Origin of the sequence: Actinomycetospora sp. CA-053990, assembly GCF_050948445.1 — a bacterium.
Taxonomy (GTDB): Bacteria; Actinomycetota; Actinomycetes; order Mycobacteriales; family Pseudonocardiaceae; genus Actinomycetospora; species Actinomycetospora callitridis.
On the sequence record NZ_CP192043.1, the window covers coordinates 4,469,550 to 4,489,246 of the forward strand.

The 19,697-nt window shown below is 68.4% G+C and carries 12 protein-coding genes, 2 tRNA genes and 4 rRNA genes; 6 read left to right on the plus strand and 12 right to left on the minus strand.

All coding sequences use genetic code 11. The features are described 5' to 3' along the window. Positions 1-170 precede the first annotated feature (170 nt). The 8 genes from ACQPYN_RS22920 to ACQPYN_RS22955 all read right to left on the minus strand — a co-directional run bounded on the left by ACQPYN_RS22920 (position 171) and on the right by ACQPYN_RS22955 (position 12,372). Positions 171-1,702: ribosomal RNA gene (locus ACQPYN_RS22920) — 16S ribosomal RNA — on the minus strand. A gap of 388 nt (positions 1,703-2,090) precedes the next feature. Then, positions 2,091-2,339, minus strand: a complete 249-nt coding sequence (locus ACQPYN_RS22925; protein WP_433028089.1) for a hypothetical protein — start codon at positions 2,337-2,339, stop codon at positions 2,091-2,093. Further along, the gene (locus ACQPYN_RS22930) at positions 2,340-2,681 is read right to left on the minus strand and encodes a DUF6247 family protein (RefSeq protein ID WP_433028092.1); all 342 of its coding nucleotides are present in this window, start codon (positions 2,679-2,681) and stop codon (positions 2,340-2,342) included. A gap of 526 nt (positions 2,682-3,207) precedes the next feature. Then, complete coding sequence (locus ACQPYN_RS22935) at positions 3,208-3,534, minus strand: protein-tyrosine phosphatase family protein (protein WP_433028095.1); 327 nt, start codon at positions 3,532-3,534, stop codon at positions 3,208-3,210. A 937-nt stretch (positions 3,535-4,471) separates the two neighbouring features. Beyond that, positions 4,472-4,588, minus strand: a 5S ribosomal RNA gene (gene rrf, locus ACQPYN_RS22940). A gap of 159 nt (positions 4,589-4,747) precedes the next feature. Then, a 23S ribosomal RNA gene (locus ACQPYN_RS22945) occupies positions 4,748-7,857 on the minus strand. A 409-nt stretch (positions 7,858-8,266) separates the two neighbouring features. Continuing rightward, positions 8,267-9,798 (minus strand): 16S ribosomal RNA (locus ACQPYN_RS22950). The 16S, 23S and 5S rRNA genes sit together here, the layout of an rRNA operon. Before the next feature lie 465 nt (positions 9,799-10,263). Then, the gene (locus tag ACQPYN_RS22955) at positions 10,264-12,372 is read right to left on the minus strand and encodes a cytochrome c oxidase assembly protein (protein ID WP_433028098.1); all 2,109 of its coding nucleotides are present in this window, start codon (positions 12,370-12,372) and stop codon (positions 10,264-10,266) included. Positions 12,373-12,434: 62 nt separating this feature from the next. On the opposite strand from ACQPYN_RS22955, the gene ACQPYN_RS22960 reads away from it, so the two are divergent. Then, positions 12,435-12,507 (plus strand) — tRNA-Arg (locus ACQPYN_RS22960). Positions 12,508-12,510: 3 nt separating this feature from the next. On the opposite strand, the gene ACQPYN_RS22965 is transcribed toward ACQPYN_RS22960, so the two are convergent. Together ACQPYN_RS22965 and ACQPYN_RS22970 are read right to left on the minus strand one after the other, a co-directional pair. Continuing rightward, the gene (locus tag ACQPYN_RS22965) at positions 12,511-12,870 is read right to left on the minus strand and encodes an alpha/beta fold hydrolase (protein ID WP_433028101.1); all 360 of its coding nucleotides are present in this window, start codon (positions 12,868-12,870) and stop codon (positions 12,511-12,513) included. Next, positions 12,846-13,337 carry an alpha/beta fold hydrolase gene (locus ACQPYN_RS22970; protein ID WP_433028104.1) on the minus strand — a complete coding sequence of 164 codons (492 nt, stop codon included), beginning with the start codon at positions 13,335-13,337 and terminating at the stop codon, positions 12,846-12,848. The genes ACQPYN_RS22965 and ACQPYN_RS22970 overlap by 25 nt, the downstream gene beginning before the upstream one ends. A 24-nt stretch (positions 13,338-13,361) precedes the next feature. Here ACQPYN_RS22970 and ACQPYN_RS22975 point away from each other — a divergent pair, with 24 nt between their 5' ends. From ACQPYN_RS22975 to ACQPYN_RS22990, 4 genes are all read left to right on the plus strand, one after another. Then, positions 13,362-13,907, plus strand: coding sequence for a TetR/AcrR family transcriptional regulator (locus ACQPYN_RS22975; protein ID WP_433028107.1), 546 nt, complete (start codon positions 13,362-13,364; stop codon positions 13,905-13,907). 146 nt (positions 13,908-14,053) lie between these two features. Beyond that, the gene (locus ACQPYN_RS22980; RefSeq protein WP_433028110.1) at positions 14,054-14,410 is read left to right on the plus strand and encodes an ArsR/SmtB family transcription factor; all 357 of its coding nucleotides are present in this window, start codon (positions 14,054-14,056) and stop codon (positions 14,408-14,410) included. Next, positions 14,410-15,021: an SRPBCC family protein gene (locus ACQPYN_RS22985; RefSeq protein ID WP_433028113.1), complete on the plus strand. Its 612-nt coding sequence runs from the start codon at positions 14,410-14,412 to the stop codon at positions 15,019-15,021. Before ACQPYN_RS22980 ends, ACQPYN_RS22985 begins: the two co-directional genes overlap by 1 nt. Before the next feature lie 95 nt (positions 15,022-15,116). Then, entirely contained in the window at positions 15,117-16,541 is a 1,425-nt protein-coding gene (locus ACQPYN_RS22990; protein WP_433028116.1) for a WS/DGAT/MGAT family O-acyltransferase, read from the plus strand. On the opposite strand, the gene ACQPYN_RS22995 is transcribed toward ACQPYN_RS22990, so the two are convergent. After that, positions 16,538-18,019, minus strand: coding sequence for a gluconokinase (locus ACQPYN_RS22995; protein WP_433028119.1), 1,482 nt, complete (start codon positions 18,017-18,019; stop codon positions 16,538-16,540). The two genes, ACQPYN_RS22990 and ACQPYN_RS22995, sit on opposite strands and share 4 nt — an antisense overlap. Then, a complete protein-coding gene (locus ACQPYN_RS23000; RefSeq protein WP_433028122.1) occupies positions 18,019-19,482 on the minus strand; it encodes an SLC13 family permease in 1,464 nt (487 codons plus the stop codon). Before ACQPYN_RS23000 ends, ACQPYN_RS22995 begins: the two co-directional genes overlap by 1 nt. Before the next feature lie 89 nt (positions 19,483-19,571). Here ACQPYN_RS23000 and ACQPYN_RS23005 point away from each other — a divergent pair. Beyond that, positions 19,572-19,667: transfer RNA gene (locus ACQPYN_RS23005), tRNA-Sec, on the plus strand. Positions 19,668-19,697 lie beyond the last annotated feature (30 nt).

Below are 19,697 nucleotides of genomic sequence, written 5' to 3' on the forward strand. Positions count from 1 at the left end.
ATTCCACATTTCTCGAGCAACCCCCTCCCACCCCCGACACAGAGTCCGAAGACTCCTGGTCCGAAGACCGAGTTCGGGGAGGTACTGGGGCCCTCCACCACCAGCACGGGCGTGCACAGAACATTCGCCTGTGGACACGCCGGCTGATGGTGTTCGGTGAAGCTCCTTAGAAAGGAGGTGATCCAGCCGCACCTTCCGGTACGGCTACCTTGTTACGACTTCGTCCCAATCGCCAGTCCCACCTTCGACCGCTCCCCCCCTTGCGGGTTGGGCCACGGGCTTCGGGTGTTACCGACTTTCGTGACGTGACGGGCGGTGTGTACAAGGCCCGGGAACGTATTCACCGCAGCGTTGCTGATCTGCGATTACTAGCGACTCCGACTTCACGGGGTCGAGTTGCAGACCCCGATCCGAACTGAGACCGGCTTTACGAGATTCGCTCCACCTCACGGCTTCGCAGCCCTCTGTACCGGCCATTGTAGCATGTGTGAAGCCCTGGACATAAGGGGCATGATGACTTGACGTCATCCCCACCTTCCTCCGAGTTGACCCCGGCAGTCTCCCATGAGTCCCCGGCATCACCCGCTGGCAACATAGGACAAGGGTTGCGCTCGTTGCGGGACTTAACCCAACATCTCACGACACGAGCTGACGACAGCCATGCACCACCTGCACACCAGCCACAAGGGAACGCCCATCTCTGGACGCGTCTAGTGCATGTCAAACCCAGGTAAGGTTCTTCGCGTTGCATCGAATTAATCCACATGCTCCGCCGCTTGTGCGGGCCCCCGTCAATTCCTTTGAGTTTTAGCCTTGCGGCCGTACTCCCCAGGCGGGGCGCTTAATGCGTTAGCTGCGGCACGGAACCCGTGGAATGGACCCCACACCTAGCGCCCAACGTTTACGGCATGGACTACCAGGGTATCTAATCCTGTTCGCTACCCATGCTTTCGCTCCTCAGCGTCAGTATCGGCCCAGAGACCCGCCTTCGCCACCGGTGTTCCTCCTGATATCTGCGCATTTCACCGCTACACCAGGAATTCCAGTCTCCCCTGCCGAACTCTAGTGATGCCCGTATCGACCGCACGCCCAGAGTTAAGCCCCAGGTTTTCACGGCCGACGTGACACACCGCCTACGAGCTCTTTACGCCCAATAATTCCGGACAACGCTCGCACCCTACGTATTACCGCGGCTGCTGGCACGTAGTTGGCCGGTGCTTCTTCTCGACCTACCGTCACCCCATCCAGAAGATGGAGCTTCGTCGATCGCGAAAGAGGTTTACAACCCGAAGGCCGTCATCCCTCACGCGGCGTTGCTGCGTCAGGCTTCCGCCCATTGCGCAAGATTCCCCACTGCTGCCTCCCGTAGGAGTCTGGGCCGTGTCTCAGTCCCAGTGTGGCCGATCACCCTCTCAGGCCGGCTATCCGTCGTCGCCTTGGTAGGCCATCACCCCACCAACAAGCTGATAGACCGCGGGCCCATCCCCCACCGAAAAAACTTTCCACCAAGAAACATGCGCTTCAAGGTCATATCCGGTATTAGACCCAGTTTCCCGGGCTTATCCCGAAGTGGAGGGCAGGTCACCCACGTGTTACTCACCCGTTCGCCGCTCGTGTACCCCGAAGGGCCTTACCGCTCGACTTGCATGTGTTAAGCACGCCGCCAGCGTTCGTCCTGAGCCAGGATCAAACTCTCCAACAAATAACATTGGAACAAAACAGTCCCAGCAAAAACACCCGACCCCACTGGCAAACAAGGCCGAGCGCACTCAAAGAAACCCGATCAAACACCCGAGAACCCCAAAAAAGGGGACCTCACGATGCCGACGGGATAAAACCCACCAAACATTCAGCACACTGTTGAGTTCTCAAAGGACAACCACACCACCGTACAAGCCAGCCCGCGAGGGCCAGACCTTCCGGAAGGCGACTTCCCATCGTACTGCTTCGCCCGGACCGGGTTCAACCTCGCTGTCCTGGCGACCCGGAGAACACTACACCCGCCCATGAGGACCTCTCACGGGGGGTGGGTTTGCACGATCACCGCAGGTCAGCGAGGGGGTCGCGGCGCGCCGTCCCGAGCGACCGTCTCAGCCGACCCAGTGGACCTGCAGGAGGTCCACGCGCCCGAGCTCCTCGACCACCACGTAGGTCACCAGCCCGCGGGCCCCGAACGGCAGGGTCCGCACGGCTCCTCCGGGGTTCCGGTCCACCAGGGGGTCCCCCGCCCACGGGGTGAGCTCGAGGACGGCCATCGCCTCGGCGAGCGCCACCACGGCCTCGCGCGGCAACCCGGACAACGTCTCCAGGACCGAGCCGACGTCGATCTCGTAGGCCACCTAGAGCCCGAGGTCCCCGCGCACCTCATGCCACGGCACGCGGGAAGTACCGGGCTCACGGTCCTCGAGCGCCGTCGTCGCCGCACTTCGGAGCGACCGGTAGCCGTCGTGCCCCCCTGCGGCCACGGTCACCCGGGCCACCCGACGCCAGGCCTCCAGGCAGGTGTGGACGACCGTGAGGTCGTAGGTGTCGGCGGCCCGGGACAAGGCTTCACGCCACTGGCGGTCGAACTCGGCAGCGCTCTCGGGCGTCAGGACCGCGCGCACCTCGGCCGGCGACGCGTCCGCCCAGGTCCCCGGGTACCGCCCACCCGGTGGGGTCGAGGACGCGGCCGCGGTCATGGCCGTCACTCTACGACGGAGGGCCCTGCCGCCCGCCGGGTTCCACCGTGGTGTCGCCAGGCGCCCTCAAGGCGCGGGACGCGTGGGGGACGTGATGACGGGACCGAGCGACGCCACGGAGCTGCCTCCACTGTCGCGTGCGGCGCCCAGGTCGCCGACGACGAACTCGTGGCGGTCATGCTCGCCGGAGGTGACGAGACCCGGGCCGGGTGGTGGGACCGGAGCCGCGGGTGGATGACGGCTGAGGACCGGCCAGGGGCGACGAATCGGTCTCGACCATCCTCGGGCTCCGGAGGGTGTCCGTGGTGGAGGACCGGCCCGAGATCCGCCGGCTTCGTCGTGCGGGGAGCGTCTCGATCTCGGAGATCGCCGGCGGGATGGGGCCGGCGCGACGCAGCGGGAAGCCGGCGCTGAGAGCGCCCACCGCGTTCGCCGGAAGGCTCGCGACCGGGAGCGCGGTCGCCGGCGCGGACGACCGGGAGCTCACCGGCATCGTCGAGCTGGCGGCGTCGCGGCGCGGTGAGAATCACTCCACGGCACACGAGGTGAACCGCTCGACGAACCGCCTCTGCCACGGCGTCTCCACCGCCTGGGGCGAGTACCGCGAGCGGACGAACGCGACGGCCTCACCGCTGGGCAGCCCGTCGATGATCGCCAGGCAAGCCAGCGCGGTCCCGGTCCGGCCCCGTCCGCCGCCACACGCGAACTCCACCCGCTCGTCGCCGGAACGGGCGAGCGCCTCGAGCAGGCTCTGCTCGAAGGCCGGTCGATCTGACGGCAAGCGGAAGTCGGGCCATCTGACCCACCGGCTGTCCCACTCGACCGTCGGCGGCTCCTTGCCCAGCAGATACACCCCGAACTCCGGCGCAGCGCCCTCGGGTCGGGGCCTACGCAACCCCCAGCCCCGCACGAGCCTCCCTGACGGCAACCGCATGACACCCGGCTGCCCCTCAGCCCAGCTGCCCACCGTTCACCACCCCCGTCAGTGCTGCCCAGGCGGTCAGCAAGTCAGCCGGGTCGACGACCCAGGGGACGGAGCACCCTCGCCGAACCCGGTGGAGATTCATTCGTCGCCGAACGGTATCCGGCCGTCGTCGACGCCGCGCCCTTCCGCCGGCCTCCGCCGGCGCGGCCGTCGGAGTGCTGATCGGGGTCGCGGACGTCGCGTCGGACGGCGGCGACCAACGCTGTCCTGCCCCACCCACGGTCTCACCGCAGCACCGGCGTCGTGGTCTCGCCACCACGGCTGGTGCCCGGCCGCATCGGGCACGTGAGCACGTTGCGAACGACCCAGAGCGGGCTCCACCTCCGCGTCTCGCTTCCGGCCCCACTGAGGCGGGTCTCTCGATGGCGGTGATGGTCCGAGCCTGGTGCGAGGCCGTTCCTCGGTGAGGCCTCCGATCTCACCGAGCTCCTCCCGTGGTGAGAACGCCCCGTGGGACCACCGCCGCAGGCAGCAGAGCAACATCGGCCGTCACCGCAGCCTCGCCGAGGACGACGCAGGCTGACGACTGGCCAGCGGCGCGCACCGTTCCGTGGGGCGCCGACGCGCCGCGAGCCGGTCATCGGCGCCGCAGTCCGCTCGAGCCGCCACGTGCGAGCTCCGACCCGTCGGCGGCGCCACTCGAGCAAGAGGCATGCACCGACCCGAGGGCGGCCGGCAGACGTCGATACCCCGATCTCGTTCGTGGCAGAGAAACGGGTCGAGACGCGAAAAAGGGGCGGGGGCTCCTGGTGGAGTCCTCGCCCCTTGTGTTTCGGGTGACGATGTGTGTGGGGGTGGTCGGGTGTTCCGGCGGTGTCCTACTCTCCCACGACCTGTCGGTCGCAGTACCATCGGCGCTGGAGGGCTTAGCTTCCGGGTTCGGGATGGGTCCGGGCGTTTCCCCTCCGCTGTGACCACCGGAACACCCCACCACCCCCACAAGACCGGTTGCCCGGTTGTGGGGTGGGGTGTGTGGTCGCTGGGATATGCACAGTGGACGCGAACAGAATTTCTTCTGTTTCGTTACGCAGTTTGTTTGCCGTGTTCACACACAAGCTCGTCGTGATTGCTTGACGTGTGTGTGGGCAAGTCCTCGGCCTATTAGTACCAGTCCACTGAACGCCTTGCGGCGATTACATGTCTGGCCTATCAACCCACTGGTCTGGTGGGGGCCTTAACCCTCGAAGGGGTGGGAGACCTCATCTTGGAACAGGCTTCCCGCTTAGATGCCTTCAGCGGTTATCCTTTCCGAACGTAGCCAACCAGCCGTGCCCCTGGCGGGACAACTGGCACACCAGAGGTTCGTCCGTCCCGGTCCTCTCGTACTAGGGACAGCCTTCCTCAAGTCTCCTGCGCGCGCGGCGGATAGGGACCGAACTGTCTCACGACGTTCTAAACCCAGCTCGCGTACCGCTTTAATGGGCGAACAGCCCAACCCTTGGGACCTACTCCAGCCCCAGGATGCGACGAGCCGACATCGAGGTGCCAAACCATGCCGTCGATATGGACTCTTGGGCAAGATCAGCCTGTTATCCCCGGGGTACCTTTTATCCGTTGAGCGACACCCCAACCACGTGGTGGTGCCGGATCACTAGTCCCGACTTTCGTCCCTGCTCGACCCGTCGGTCTCACAGTCAAGCTCCCTTGTGCACTTGCACTCGACACCTGGTTGCCGACCAGGCTGAGGGAACCTTTGGGCGCCTCCGTTACCCTTTGGGAGGCAACCGCCCCAGTTAAACTACCCACCAGGCACTGTCCCTGGACCAGATCATGGTCCGAGGTTAGATGCCCAATTCGACCAGAGTGGTATTTCAACGTTGACTCCACGATCACTGGCGTGACCGCTTCCCAGTCTCCCACCTATCCTACACAAGCCGAACCGAGCACCAATACCAAGCTGTAGTGAAGGTCCCGGGGTCTTTCCGTCCTGCCGCGCGTAACGAGCATCTTTACTCGTAGTGCAATTTCGCCGAGTCTGTGGTCGAGACAGCGGGGAAGTCGTTACGCCATTCGTGCAGGTCGGAACTTACCCGACAAGGAATTTCGCTACCTTAGGATGGTTATAGTTACCACCGCCGTTTACTGGCGCTTAAGTTCTCAGCTTCACCCCGAAGGGTTAACCGGTCCCCTTAACGTTCCAGCACCGGGCAGGCGTCAGTCCGTATACATCGTCTTGCGACTTCGCACGGACCTGTGTTTTTAGTAAACAGTCGCTTCCCCCTGGTCTCTGCGGCCCCACCCCGCTAACCCGCAAGGGGTTTCACGGGACAGGGCCCCCCTTCTCCCGAAGTTACGGGGGCATTTTGCCGAATTCCTTGACCACAGTTCGCTCGAACGCCTCGGTATTCTCTACCTGACCACCTGTGTTGGTTTGGGGTACGGGTCGCGTAGGAACTCGCTAGAGGCTTTTCTCGGCAGCATGGGATCACTCTACTTCGCCTCAAACGGCTATGCGTCACGTCTCAGCCTTGATGGTGAACGGATTTGCCTGTCCACCGGCCTACACGCTTGCACCAGCACTACCACTAGCTGGCGGAGCTGCCCTCCTGCGTCACCCCATCGCTTGGCTACTACCAGGCGGGGTCCCGCGCTCCCCTCGAGGTGCTCCCGAAGGAGACACCCGAGGTTCGGGCGGTTAGCACACCTGGATTCGCCAGGGACGCGCCTACACGAGCACGGGAATATCAACCCGTTGTCCATCGACTACGCCTGTCGGCCTCGCCTTAGGTCCCGGCTCACCCTGGGCGGAAAAACCTGGCCCAGGAACCCTTGGTCATCCGGCGGCAGAGTTTCTCACTCTGCTATCGCTACTCATGCCTGCATTCTCACTCACACGGGCTCCACGACTGGATCACTCCGCCGCTTCACCGCCCGCATGACGCTCCCCTACCCAACACCACCACCAGCTACGCCATCAAGGGCAAGCAGTGTTCACGCGGTGTTGCCGCGGCTTCGGCGGTGCGCTTGAGCCCCGCTACATTGTCGGCGCAGGACCACTTGACCAGTGAGCTATTACGCACTCTTTCAAGGATGGCTGCTTCTAAGCCAACCTCCTGGTTGTCTGGGCGATCCCACATCCTTTCCCACTTAGCGCACGCTTAGGGGCCTTAGCCGGCGATCTGGGCTGTTTCCCTCTCGACTACGAACCTTATCGCCCGCAGTCTCACTGCCGCGCTCTCGCTCACCGGCATTCGGAGTTTGGCTGACTTCAGTAAGCTTGTAGGCCCCCTAGGCCAACCAGTGCTCTACCTCCGGTGAGTACCACGCGACGCTGCACCTAAATGCATTTCGGGGAGAACCAGCTATCACGGAGTTTGATTGGCCTTTCACCCCTACCCACAGCTCATCCCCCAGGTTTTCAACCCTGGTGGGTTCGGGCCTCCACGCCGTCTTACCGGCGCTTCACCCTGGCCATGGGTAGATCACTCCGCTTCGGGTCTAGAGCACGCGACTACGATCGCCCTATTCGGACTCGCTTTCGCTACGGCTACCCCTCAACGGGTTAACCTCGCCACGTACCGCTAACTCGCAGGCTCATTCTTCAAAAGGCACGCCATCACCCCGCAAGGCTCTGACGGCTTGTAGGCACACGGTTTCAGGTACTGTTTCACTCCCCTCCCGGGGTACTTTTCACCTTTCCCTCACGGTACTCGTCCGCTATCGGTCATCAGGGAGTATTTAGGCTTACCGGGTGGTCCCGGCAGATTCACAGCGAATTTCACGGGCTCGCTGCTACTCGGGAACACCGCAACGGGAGAACGCAGTGTTTTCGTCTACGGGGGTCTCACCCTCTACGCCGACGCGTCCCAACGCCTTCGACTAACACCACGAACACCCGCACCAGGGCGGCAGCCCTGATACGCGGAACCCCACAACACCCCACCAGCAACGCCTGCCGGCTCTCACACTGGCGGGGTTTAGCCTCTTCCGCTTTCGCTCGCCACTACTCACGGAATCACTCTTGTTTTCTTCTCCTGCGGGTACTGAGATGTTTCACTTCCCCGCGTTCCCTCCCACCGTCCTATACATTCAGACGGCGGTGACACCCCATGACGGGTGCCGGGTTACCCCATTCGGACACCCTCGGATCAAAGCTCGGTTGACAGCTCCCCGAGGACTATCGCGGCCTCCCACGTCCTTCATCGGCTCCTGATGCCCAGGCATCCACCGTGCGCCCTTAACAACTTGACCAACACACACATCAAGAAATCACGACACAAATGTGCACAGAAACAAAAGATGCTCGCGTCCACTGTACAATTCTCAACGACCACACGAACCGCCACCACACCCCACAACACGGGGAGCAGGTGAACGATCGCCCCTAGAGACCAACAACCACCCCACACCTCCGAAGAGAGTGCGGGGCCGGTTGTCCTCTCAGGACCCAACAGTGTGCTGCCCAACCTCGAAAAGTCGGGAGTTCGGTGATTCCACATTTCTCGAGCAACCCCCTCCCACCCCCGACACAGAGTCCGAAGACTCCTGGTCCGAAGACCGAGTTCGGGGAGGTACTGGGGCCCTCCACCACCAGCACGGGCGTGCACAGAACATTCGCCTGTGGACACGCCGGCTGATGGTGTTCGGTGAAGCTCCTTAGAAAGGAGGTGATCCAGCCGCACCTTCCGGTACGGCTACCTTGTTACGACTTCGTCCCAATCGCCAGTCCCACCTTCGACCGCTCCCCCCCTTGCGGGTTGGGCCACGGGCTTCGGGTGTTACCGACTTTCGTGACGTGACGGGCGGTGTGTACAAGGCCCGGGAACGTATTCACCGCAGCGTTGCTGATCTGCGATTACTAGCGACTCCGACTTCACGGGGTCGAGTTGCAGACCCCGATCCGAACTGAGACCGGCTTTACGAGATTCGCTCCACCTCACGGCTTCGCAGCCCTCTGTACCGGCCATTGTAGCATGTGTGAAGCCCTGGACATAAGGGGCATGATGACTTGACGTCATCCCCACCTTCCTCCGAGTTGACCCCGGCAGTCTCCCATGAGTCCCCGGCATCACCCGCTGGCAACATAGGACAAGGGTTGCGCTCGTTGCGGGACTTAACCCAACATCTCACGACACGAGCTGACGACAGCCATGCACCACCTGCACACCAGCCACAAGGGAACGCCCATCTCTGGACGCGTCTAGTGCATGTCAAACCCAGGTAAGGTTCTTCGCGTTGCATCGAATTAATCCACATGCTCCGCCGCTTGTGCGGGCCCCCGTCAATTCCTTTGAGTTTTAGCCTTGCGGCCGTACTCCCCAGGCGGGGCGCTTAATGCGTTAGCTGCGGCACGGAACCCGTGGAATGGACCCCACACCTAGCGCCCAACGTTTACGGCATGGACTACCAGGGTATCTAATCCTGTTCGCTACCCATGCTTTCGCTCCTCAGCGTCAGTATCGGCCCAGAGACCCGCCTTCGCCACCGGTGTTCCTCCTGATATCTGCGCATTTCACCGCTACACCAGGAATTCCAGTCTCCCCTGCCGAACTCTAGTGATGCCCGTATCGACCGCACGCCCAGAGTTAAGCCCCAGGTTTTCACGGCCGACGTGACACACCGCCTACGAGCTCTTTACGCCCAATAATTCCGGACAACGCTCGCACCCTACGTATTACCGCGGCTGCTGGCACGTAGTTGGCCGGTGCTTCTTCTCGACCTACCGTCACCCCATCCAGAAGATGGAGCTTCGTCGATCGCGAAAGAGGTTTACAACCCGAAGGCCGTCATCCCTCACGCGGCGTTGCTGCGTCAGGCTTCCGCCCATTGCGCAAGATTCCCCACTGCTGCCTCCCGTAGGAGTCTGGGCCGTGTCTCAGTCCCAGTGTGGCCGATCACCCTCTCAGGCCGGCTATCCGTCGTCGCCTTGGTAGGCCATCACCCCACCAACAAGCTGATAGACCGCGGGCCCATCCCCCACCGAAAAAACTTTCCACCAAGAAACATGCGCTTCAAGGTCATATCCGGTATTAGACCCAGTTTCCCGGGCTTATCCCGAAGTGGAGGGCAGGTCACCCACGTGTTACTCACCCGTTCGCCGCTCGTGTACCCCGAAGGGCCTTACCGCTCGACTTGCATGTGTTAAGCACGCCGCCAGCGTTCGTCCTGAGCCAGGATCAAACTCTCCAACAAATAACATTGGAACAAAACAGTCCCAGCAAAAACACCCGACCCCACTGGCAAACAAGGCCGAGCGCACTCAAAGAAACCCGATCAAACACCCGAGAACCCCAAAAAAGGGGACCTCACGATGCCGACGGGATAAAACCCACCAAACATTCAGCACACTGTTGAGTTCTCAAAGGACAACCACACACGCTTCTGCGAAGCCGTTTCCGGCCCGGTTCTTCGCGGTGATTCCCACTCTACCCGACCCGATCGAGCGGCTCTTCCGGGGGGTCCCGGTCGGTCCGGCTCGGACTCAGGCGGTGCGATCTCGATCGGCTCTCTCGCGGAGCGCCGGTCCGGATCGCTGTCTTCGACTGTACCCGAGGCCCGAGAGCCTCGGTCGGCTACCGGCCGTCCGCGAGATCGCGTCCGTTCCCCGGTGCGTCGTCTACTGTACGCGACCCCGTGGGAGGGGTCGGCGACCCGGGGTCAGTGTCGGCGTCGTCCCAGGTCGGCGGGCGCGTCCTCGTCCCCCGGCACCGCCCGGGGCTCCGACGTCTCCTCGGCCGTCTCCGCCGGCGCCGGCCGCCCGGTGGTGGCGAGCGACTTCAGCATCGCGTTGTAGGCGTTGAGGTCGCGGTCTCCGTCACGGTCGGCACGGCGGTCGTCCCGGCGGGCGGTCCGCTCGTCGGCGCGCGACCACTGCACGAGCAGGGCGATCAGCACGATGAGCATCGGGAGCTCGCCCGTGGCCCACGCGAGGCCGCCGCCGGTGGTCTGGTCGGCGAGCCGGTCGACCCACGGCATCTCGAGCTGCTGGTAGAAGCCCGCACCGATCACCGTCGCGGAGCTCATCACCGCGATGCCGAAGAAGGCGTGCAGCGGGATGGCGACGAAGAGCAGGCCCAGGCGCCCGATGGGGGGCAGCTGCCGGGGGCTGGGGTCGATGCCGACGATGGGCCAGAAGAAGATCAGGCCGACGAGCAGGAAGTGGATGTTCATCGCGATGTGGGCCCAGTGGGACTCCAGCGCGACGTCGAACAGCCCCGAGAAGTACAGGGCGTAGAAGCTGCCGACGAACAGCGCCAGGGCGACCAGCGGCTGGGTGAGCACCCGCGCGACCGGCGAGTGGACCGCGGCGAGCACCCACTCGCGGGGACCCGGAGGTGCCCCGGCACCCGCCGGGGGCAGGGCCCGCAGCAGCAACGTCACCGGACCGCCGAGCACCAGCAGGATCGGGACCAGCATGTTCAGGATCATGTGCTGGCCCATGTGCACGCTGAACGTCACCGGCGCGTAGCGACCGATGCCCGACGACGTGGCGATGAGCAGGGCCAGGCAGCCGAGGAGCCAGGACAGGGTGCGGCCCACCGGCCACGCGTCGCCCCGGGCGCGCAGTCGCCGCACCCCGGTGACGTACAGACCGGCGAGGACGAGCGCGAGCGTGCCGAACAGCAGGTCGAACCGCGACTGGGTGAGCAGGCCCGCGACCGTCAGGGGCTCGTCCACGGCGTAGCCGACGAGCGCCTCGATGCGCGTGGGCTCGGGGGCGGGCGCCGCGGGCGGTGGAGTGCGCCCGAGGGCGACGGCGACACCCATCGTCGCCGCCATGAGGAGGACCTCGAGCCCACCGAAGCGGATCATCGCGGCAGTGCTGCCCGCCTCGATGCCGGGGAGCGCGTGGCGCCGGTGCCAGGCACCGAAGGCTCCGAGGGCAACGAGGGCGAGGGCCTTGACCAGGACGAGGACGCCGTAGGTGCTCGTCAAGAGGTCGGCCGGGGAGATCCGGACCAGGACGTTCAGCACGCCCGAGAGCGCGAGCACCACCCAGCAGACGAGCGCCACCGCCGAGAACCGGCGGGCTGCGAGGGCCGGGTGCCGGCCGCCGGCCACGAGATGGGTCACGACCGCGGCGAGCCCGCCCACCCACACGGCCGCGGCGAGCACGTGCAGCAGGAGGCTGTTGGTGGCGACGTCGTGGTCGCTGCCGCCGGCCGAGTGCCCGGTGAGCGCGAGCGGGAGGAGCCCGGCGAGCGCGACCCCGAGACCGACCACGGCGGCCCCCCACCCGAGCACGAAACGGGTGACGCCGAGGGCGACGAGGGCGATCAGCGCGGTCAGGGCCCACGACGTGGTGCCCTCGATGCCGGTGACCGCGACCGAGAGCACCCGGGCGTCGAGCATCTGGGACACCGGGCGGCCGTAGGCGTCGGCCGCGCTCAACGGGATCATCAGCAGCGCCGCCGCGGACCAGGCCGCCGCGCTCCACGACGCGACCCGGACCGCGCGGTAGCCGTCGGCCGAGAGCCAGCCCGAGGACGCGGGCGGGGTGAAGAAGGCCGCCAGCATGAGGAAGCCCACGGTGGACGCGGCCGCCATCTGGCTCACCGCCCGCACGACGGGCAGGGCGTAGACCGTGACGGGGCCCGGGTCGGGGAGCCCGAGGCGGGCGAACGTGGCCGCACCCGAGAGCGTGCTCAGCGCCAGCGCGACCACCGCGGCGACGGCGAGCAGGGGCGCGACCTGCGCGACGAACAACGCCCCGGGGGTGGAGGGGCGTGCCGGCGCGTCGGCGGGCGGCGGGGTCGTCGTGGCCACGCCTCCAGGGTAGGTCGCCGCCGTCGGAGCGCCGTGCGGTCCGGTTAGGCTTCCCCGCGCCGGCCCCCGTAGCTCAACGGACAGAGCATCGGCCTTCTAATCCGACGGTTGCAGGTTCGAGTCCTGCCGGGGGCGCCGTCAGCCGCCCGACAGGAAGTCGAGCACCTCGCGGGTCACCCGTTCCGGCTCGTCCTCCATGAGGAAGTGGCCGGCGTGCGGCACGACGACGAGCCCGGCTCCGGGGATGTCCGCGGCGAGGCGTTCGGCGTAGCCGACGGGCTGCCACCGGTCCTCCGCGCCCCACACGATGCGGACGGGCATCGCGATGTCCCCGAGCCGGTCGGTGAGCTCCTCGGTGTATCGGGAGTCGTAGTGCCGGACCTGGTGCTCGAAAAACGAGGTGCGCCCCAGCGCCGTCCGGTGCGGGGCGAGGTAGGCGCGCAGGTCGTCGTCGCCCATCGTCCCCGCGACCGTCATGCGGAGCTGTCGGGTGAGCATCTCCTCGAAGTCCGCCGCCGACAGGGCGGCGTAGCTCTCGAGCCGGTCCTGATGATCTCCCGCCAGGTCTCCGACGGCCACGAGTCGTAGCTGACCGTGTCGATGAGCATGAGCCGGCGGGCCCGCTGGGGGTGCAGGACCGCGATCCGCTGCCCGATCGCGCCGCCGATGTCGTGGGTGATGAGGCTGGGGCGCTCGAGGCCGAGCTCGTCGAGCAGGCCGACCAGCAGGTCGGTCTGGGCGGCGACGGAGGTGTCGCGGTCGAGGGGCCGCTCGGAATCGCCGTACCCGAGCAGGTCGTAGGTGACGACGCGGTGGCCTGCGGCCTCGACGGCCGGGACGACGTGGCGCCATTCGTGGGACCAGGACGGCGTGCCGTGGACGAAGACGACGGGCTCGCCCTCGCCGCGATCGCGGTACGCGAGCCGGACGCCGTCGACGAGCAGGTTCCGGTCGAGGAAAGTCATACTGGGTAGACTAGTCTACCTAGCATGACGGACAGACTCCCGGCCCGAGCCCGGATCCTCGACGCCGCCTCGGAGCGCTTCTACGCCCGCGGCGTGGCGGCGACCGGGATCGACGTGATCATCGCGGAGGCGGGCGTCGCGAAGATGAGCCTCTACAACAACTTCGCCTCGAAGGCCGACCTGGTGTCGGCCTACCTGGAACGACGGCACCAGGAGTTCCTCGCGCGGCACCGGGGCCGCGTCGAGGCCCTGCCCGCGGGGGCGGGCCCCGGCGCCCGGGCGCTGACGGTGTTCGACGCCTACCTCGACGGGATCGACGACCCGTTCCGGGGCTGTGGGCTGCTCAACGCCGCGGGCGAGCTCCCGACCGGCGACCCGAACCGCGAGACGGTGGCGCGCCACAAGGCGGAGGTCGAGGACCTGCTGGTCGCCGCCCTGGGGGACCAGGAGCTCGCCGAGCACCTCTCGCTGCTCCTCGAGGGCGCCATGGTCCGCGCCGGGTTGGAGGGCGACGCGGACCGCGTGCGCCGGGCCCGCCGGCTGGCCGCCGACCTGATGGGCGAGGACTGAGCCGGACTCCCGCGAGGGTGGCCGCCACCGTCGGGGCGCGCTCACCGACGACGACGCCGGCCTCGTCGTCGACCACCCCGGGATCGCGCGCCGGGCGTTGCAAGCAGCCTCGACTTATATAAGTCATCGCTGCTAGGTTCGGCGACGTGCACGCCATGGACGTCCTCGGCGACCCGGTCCGCCGCCGGATCCTCGAGCTCCTCGCCGACGGGGAGCTGGCGTCCGGGGCGGTCGTCGAGCACATCCACGAGGAGTTCGGCATCTCGCAGCCCGGCGTCTCGCAGCACCTGCGGGTGCTGCGGGAGAACGGGCTGGCCTCGGTGCGGGCCGAGGGCACGCGCCGGCTCTACTCGGTCGACGCCGAGGGGCTCCGCGAGGTCGACGCGTGGATCGGGCGCTTCCGGCAGTTCTGGGAACAGCGCCTCGACGCCCTCGGCACCGAGATCGCCCGTGGCAAGCGCGAGCGCAGGCGTTCGCCCACCCCCGACCCCGAGGACGGCTGATGGACCTCTTCTCCGAGCTCGACGCCATCCACCGCCGGGTCGACCTCGACGCGGTCGACGGCGACACCGTCCGCGTGCTCCTGCGGCGCCGCTACCCCACCGAGCCGGCCGACCTGTGGAGCGCGCTGACCGAGCCCGACCGCATCGTGCGCTGGTTCCTGCCCCTGCACGGCGACCTGCGCGAGGGCGGCTCGTTCCAGCTGGAGGGCAACGCCGGCGGGGACATCCTGACGTGCACCCCGCCGCAGCTCCTGCGGGTGACGTTCGGGCACGAGACCAGCGTCGTCGAGCTCCGCCTGGCGCCCGACGGCGAGGACACCGTGCTCGAGCTGGAGCACACCGTGCCGCTGGCGATGGCCGGCAGCGCCGCCGGCGCGCTGTTCGTCGGCCCCGGCTGGGACGGCGCGCTCATGGGGCTCGGGCTGTTCGTCCGCGGCGAGGCCGTCGGCGACCCCGTCGCGGCGGCGGCCTCGCCGGAGGTCGTCGAGTTCAACCGGCACTCGATCGACCGCTGGGTGGCGGCCGCGGAGGCGAGCGGTGCCGCGACCGCCGAGGAGATCGAGGGCGGGAAGCAGGCCGCGCTGGCCCAGTTCGTCCCCGACCCCCGGTGACGACCCCGGTGACCACGACACGAACCCGCCAGTAGGTCAGACTGGCGGTGGCGCGCTCGGCCGGACGGCCGACGGGGTGGTCGAGAGGGGTGTCGATGGCGACGATGTCGTTCCGGGACGCGATGTTCCTGCTGGCGGAGTCGCGGGAGCGGCCCACCCACGTGGGCTCGCTGATGCTCTTCGACCGCCCCGAGGGCGCGGGACCGGACTACCTCGCGAACCTGCACCGGAGTCTCGTGTCCGGCGACGTCGACATCGCGCCCCTGTTCCGCCGGCGGGCGACCCGCGGCGTCTCGACGCTGGGCCAGTGGGCCTGGGTGAACGACGACGACATCGACATCGAGTACCACGTGCGCCTCTCGGCGCTGCCGGGTCCGGGCCGCATCCGTGAGCTGCTCGAGCTCGTCTCCCGCCTGCACGGCAGCCTCCTCGACCGGCACCGGCCGCTGTGGGAGTTCCACCTCATCGAGGGTGTGGAAGGGGACCGCTTCGCGGTCTACAGCAAGATCCACCACGCGATGATGGACGGCGTCCGCGCGATGAAGCACCTCGAGAAGGCGCTGACCACCGACCCGGAGAAGCGGGACATGGCGCCGTTCTGGGCCGTCGACCCGCGGCCGGGCCGCACCAGCCGGCCGGTCGGCGAGCCCGCGCCCGGGCCGTCGGGATGGGTCGGGTCGGCGCGCGAGTACGTCGGCGGCGCGCTGCGCACGGCCGGCACGCTCGCCGAGGGCGTCGGGCAGTCGCTCAACGTCGGGCCCGCGCTCGTGTCGTCGGCCTACCGCGGGCTCGTCGAGCACGACCTGGCCCTGCCCTTCGAGGCGCCCCCGACGATGCTCAACGTCCCGATCACCGGGGCGCGGCGGTTCGCCGCGCAGTCCTGGCCGATCAAGCGCATCCAGCGGGTGCGCGAGCGCACGGGCACGACGGTCAACGACGTCATGCTCGCGATGAGCGCCGGCGCGCTGCGGCGCTACCTCGAGGCCCACGAGGGGCTGCCCGAGAAGCCGCTCGTGGCGGCGCTGCCCGTCGCGCTGGCGGACTCCGGCTCCGGCAACGCGCTCGGCGCGATCCTGGTGAACCTGGCGACGGACGAGCCCGACCCCTCCGAGCGTCTCCGGAAGATCCGCCAGTCGGGCCTCGCGGCCAAGGAGAACCTGCAGGGCCGCGACCCGATGACGATCGCCGCGCTCTCCGCCGTCGTCGCGGCGCCCATCGGCCTCGGCCTGGTGCCGGGGTCCTCGGCGATCAACCAGGGCTTCAACCTGATCATCTCCAACGTGCCCGGGCCCAAGGACCCGCTGTACTGGGAGGGCGCGCGGCTCGACGGGATCTACCCGATCTCGGTGCCGCTCGACGGGCAGGCCCTCAACATCACCGTGATGTCCTACGCGGACAGCATGGAGATCGGCGTGACCGGCGACCGGCGTGCGGTGCCCCACCTGCAGCACCTGCTGGGTTACCTCGAGGACGCGCTGGTCGAGCTCGAGGCCGTCGCGGACGAGGCCGACCCGACCTAGGCCCCCAGCTCGGCCGTGACGTCGCCGAGCACGTCGTGGACCTGCTCGAAGAGCGGCAGGCGGGCGGCGTACACGGCGGCGTCGGGGCCCGGCCGGAGGGTCTCGCCGAGCGGGATCTGCTCGGCGGCGTCGACGAGCCCCTCGGGGCCCGGCGGGAGCAGCCCCACGCCCTGCATCCCGAGCAGCGCGGCCCCGAACGCGGAGCCCTGGTCGACGGTCGGGAAGCCGACGGGCAGGTCGAGCGCGTCGGTGAGCAGGCGGCGCCACAGCGCGCTGCGCGCGAAACCCCCGGTCGCGCGGACCTCGTCGACGGCCAGGCCCGCCTCGCGCAGCGAGTCGAGCACCAGGCGCAGCTGCAGGCAGACGCCCTCGAGCAGGGCGCGCGTGATGTGGCCGTCGGTGTGCCGTCGGTGCAGGCCGACCAGCGCGCCCGCGCCGCCGATGTCCCAGTGCGGGGCGCGCTCGGGCAGCAGGTGGGGCAGGGCCAGCAGCCCGTCGGCGCCCGCGGGCGCGGCGGCGGCCGAGGCGAGGAGGTCGTCGACGTCGCGGTGGAGCGTCTCGCGCGCCCAGGCGAGCACGAGGCCGCCGTTCGTGATCGCCCCGCCGACGACCCACCGCCGGTCGGCCAGGCCGTAACAGAACACCCGGCCGCGCGGATCGACGGCGGGCCGTTCGACGGCGACCCGCAGCGCGCCGCTGGTGCCGATCGAGCAGGCCGCGACGCCCGGGCGGACGGCGCCGACCCCGAGGTTGGCCAACGGCCCGTCCCCTCCCCCGGCGACGACGGGGACGCCGGCCGGGAGGCCCCAGTCGCGGGTCGTGAGCTCCCCGACGACGGCCGTCGGGGCGACCGGCTCCCCCAGCGCGTCGGCGGTGATGCCGGCGATCGCCAGCGCCTCGGGGTCCCAGGCGCCGGTCGCGACGTCGAGCAGGCCCGTGCCCGAGGCGCACGAGGTGTCGGCGACCCGGGCGCCGGTGGCCCGGGCGAGCACGAACTCCTTGATGCCGCCCCAGGTGTGCGCCGCGGCGTGCAGGCTCGGGCGCGCGCGGCGCAGCCAGGCGAGCTTGACCATCGGGCTCATCGGGTGGATCGGCGTGCCGGTGCGCCGGTGCAGCGCGAGGGCGCCGTCGCGGGCCCGCAGCTCGCGGGCGACGTCGGCGGCGCGGCTGTCGGCCCAGGTCAGCAGCGGTCCGACGGGGTCGCCGCGGGCGTCGAGGGCGAGCAGGCCGTGCATGGCGGAGCTGAACGACAGCGCCGCGATCCGCCCGGGGTCGACCTGCGCGACGGCGTCGCGCACCGCGTCGCCGACGGCTTCCCAGAGCGCCTCCGGGTCCTGGACGGCGGCGCCGGGCTCGGGCTCGTCGAGGTGGTGCGGGGCCTCGCCGTGCCCGTGGTCGGTGCCGTCGGGCGCGAAGGCGACGGCCTTGGTGGCGGTGGTGCCGATGTCGACGCCGAGGACCAGGTCGGGCTCCGGCATCAGACGACGAGGCTCGCCAGGAGCACGAGCACCAGCCCGACCACCGACACGATCGTCTCCATCACCGACCAGGTGCGGAACGTGTCGCGCACCGACATGCCGAAGTACTCGCGGACCAGCCAGAACCCGGCGTCGTTGACGTGCGAGAAGAACACCGAGCCCGCACCGATGGCGAGCACCACCAGCGCCGGGTTGACGGTCGGGTCCACGGCGAGGATCGGCGTGACGATGCCGGCCGCGGTCACCGTGGCGACGGTCGCCGACCCGGTGGCCAGGCGGATGAGGACGGCGACGAACCAGGCGAGCAGGAGCACCGGGATGCCGACGCCGGCCGCGGCCTTGGCGAGCGCGTCGCCGATGCCGGAGTCGATGAGCACCTGCTTGAAGCCGCCGCCGGCGCCGATGATCAGCAGGATCGAGGCGGCGGGCACCAGGCCCGCGGCGGCGAGCGAGGACACCTCGGAGCCCGACAGGCCCCGTCGGAACCCGAACGTCCACATGCCCAGCAGCAGCGCGAGCAGCAGGGCCACGATCGGCTCGCCGACGAACTCGGCCACGCTCTTCACCGTGCCGTCGGGCAGCGCCACGTCGGCGAGGGTCCGCAGGAGCATCAGCACGACGGGCAGCAGGATGGTCACCAGCGTCGCGGTGAGCCCGGGGCGGTTCGGCGGCGCTGCCCCGTCGCCGGTCTCCGTGGCGAGGTCCGTGCCGCCGCCGCCGCCCCCGCCTGACGAGCCGGAGCCGGAGCGCGATCCCGCCGGCACCGTCGCGGCCATCAGCCCCGCCGGTGGGGAGGCCGTCGCCCAGCGCGAGGCGTACGAGACGAACAGGGGCCCCGCGACCGCGACGGTCGGGATGGCGAGGACCAGCCCGAGGAGCAGGGTGAGGCCCAGGTCGGCGCCGAGGGCGTCGACGGCGACGAGCGGGCCGGGGTGGGGCGGGACGAAGGCGTGCAGCACCGAGAGCCCGGCGAGCGCGGGGATGCCGACGCGCAGGACGGCCGAGCGGCCCTGCTCGTCGCGCCCGTCGGACCCCGCCGGGAGCATCCGCACCGCGACGACGAAGACCACCGGCAGCACGAGCACGACGCCGATCTCGAAGAACAGCGGGATGCCGAGCACCATCGCCAGCCCGGCCACGGCCCACGGCAGGGTGCGGTAGCTGGAGCGCCGCAGGATCGTCTCCGCCAGCAGGTCCGCACCACCCGAGTCGGCGAGCAGCTTGCCGAGCATCGTCCCGAGGCCGAGGACGATCCCGACGTCGCCGAGCGTGCTGCCGACGCCGTCGGTGAACGACTCGACGGTGCCCTCGGGACCGAGGCCCGCGGCGAGGCCCAGGACGAGGGAGCCGACCATCAGCGCGGGGAAGGCGTGCAGGCGTAGTCGCGAGGTGATCAGCACGATCACCAGCACCACGACGGCCGCGGCCGTCACCACCAGGCGGGTGTCGCTCGCGGTCCACACGAGGGGCCTGTTTCCCCGCGAGCGCGTCCGCCTGAACCTCGGCGTGCCCCGAACTGCGCGGCCCGGGGGGCCCACCTAGGCTGCGGTGCGGAGGCGTCAGGGTGCCTGGTGGCCCCCGCGGTCTTCAACACCGTAGTGGTCGAGCATCTCGGCCAGGCGGGTTCGATTCCCGTCCGCCTCCGCCAGAACCCGGGTCCAGACGACGTGCCCAGGCC

What these genes read in the sequence shown, in the direction of transcription:
- ACQPYN_RS22930 (WP_433028092.1), bottom strand. Translation starts at nt 2,681, where the DNA reads ATGACCGCGGCCGCGTCCTCGACCCCACCGGGTGGGCGGTACCCGGGG.
- ACQPYN_RS22965 (WP_433028101.1), bottom strand. Translation starts at nt 12,870, where the DNA reads ATGCTCACCCGACAGCTCCGCATGACGGTCGCGGGGACGATGGGCGAC.
- ACQPYN_RS22970 (WP_433028104.1), bottom strand. Translation starts at nt 13,337, where the DNA reads ATGACTTTCCTCGACCGGAACCTGCTCGTCGACGGCGTCCGGCTCGCG.
- ACQPYN_RS22975 (WP_433028107.1), top strand. Translation starts at nt 13,362, where the DNA reads ATGACGGACAGACTCCCGGCCCGAGCCCGGATCCTCGACGCCGCCTCG.
- ACQPYN_RS22985 (WP_433028113.1), top strand. Translation starts at nt 14,410, where the DNA reads ATGGACCTCTTCTCCGAGCTCGACGCCATCCACCGCCGGGTCGACCTC.
- ACQPYN_RS22990 (WP_433028116.1), top strand. Translation starts at nt 15,117, where the DNA reads ATGGCGACGATGTCGTTCCGGGACGCGATGTTCCTGCTGGCGGAGTCG.
- ACQPYN_RS22995 (WP_433028119.1), bottom strand. Translation starts at nt 18,019, where the DNA reads ATGCCGGAGCCCGACCTGGTCCTCGGCGTCGACATCGGCACCACCGCC.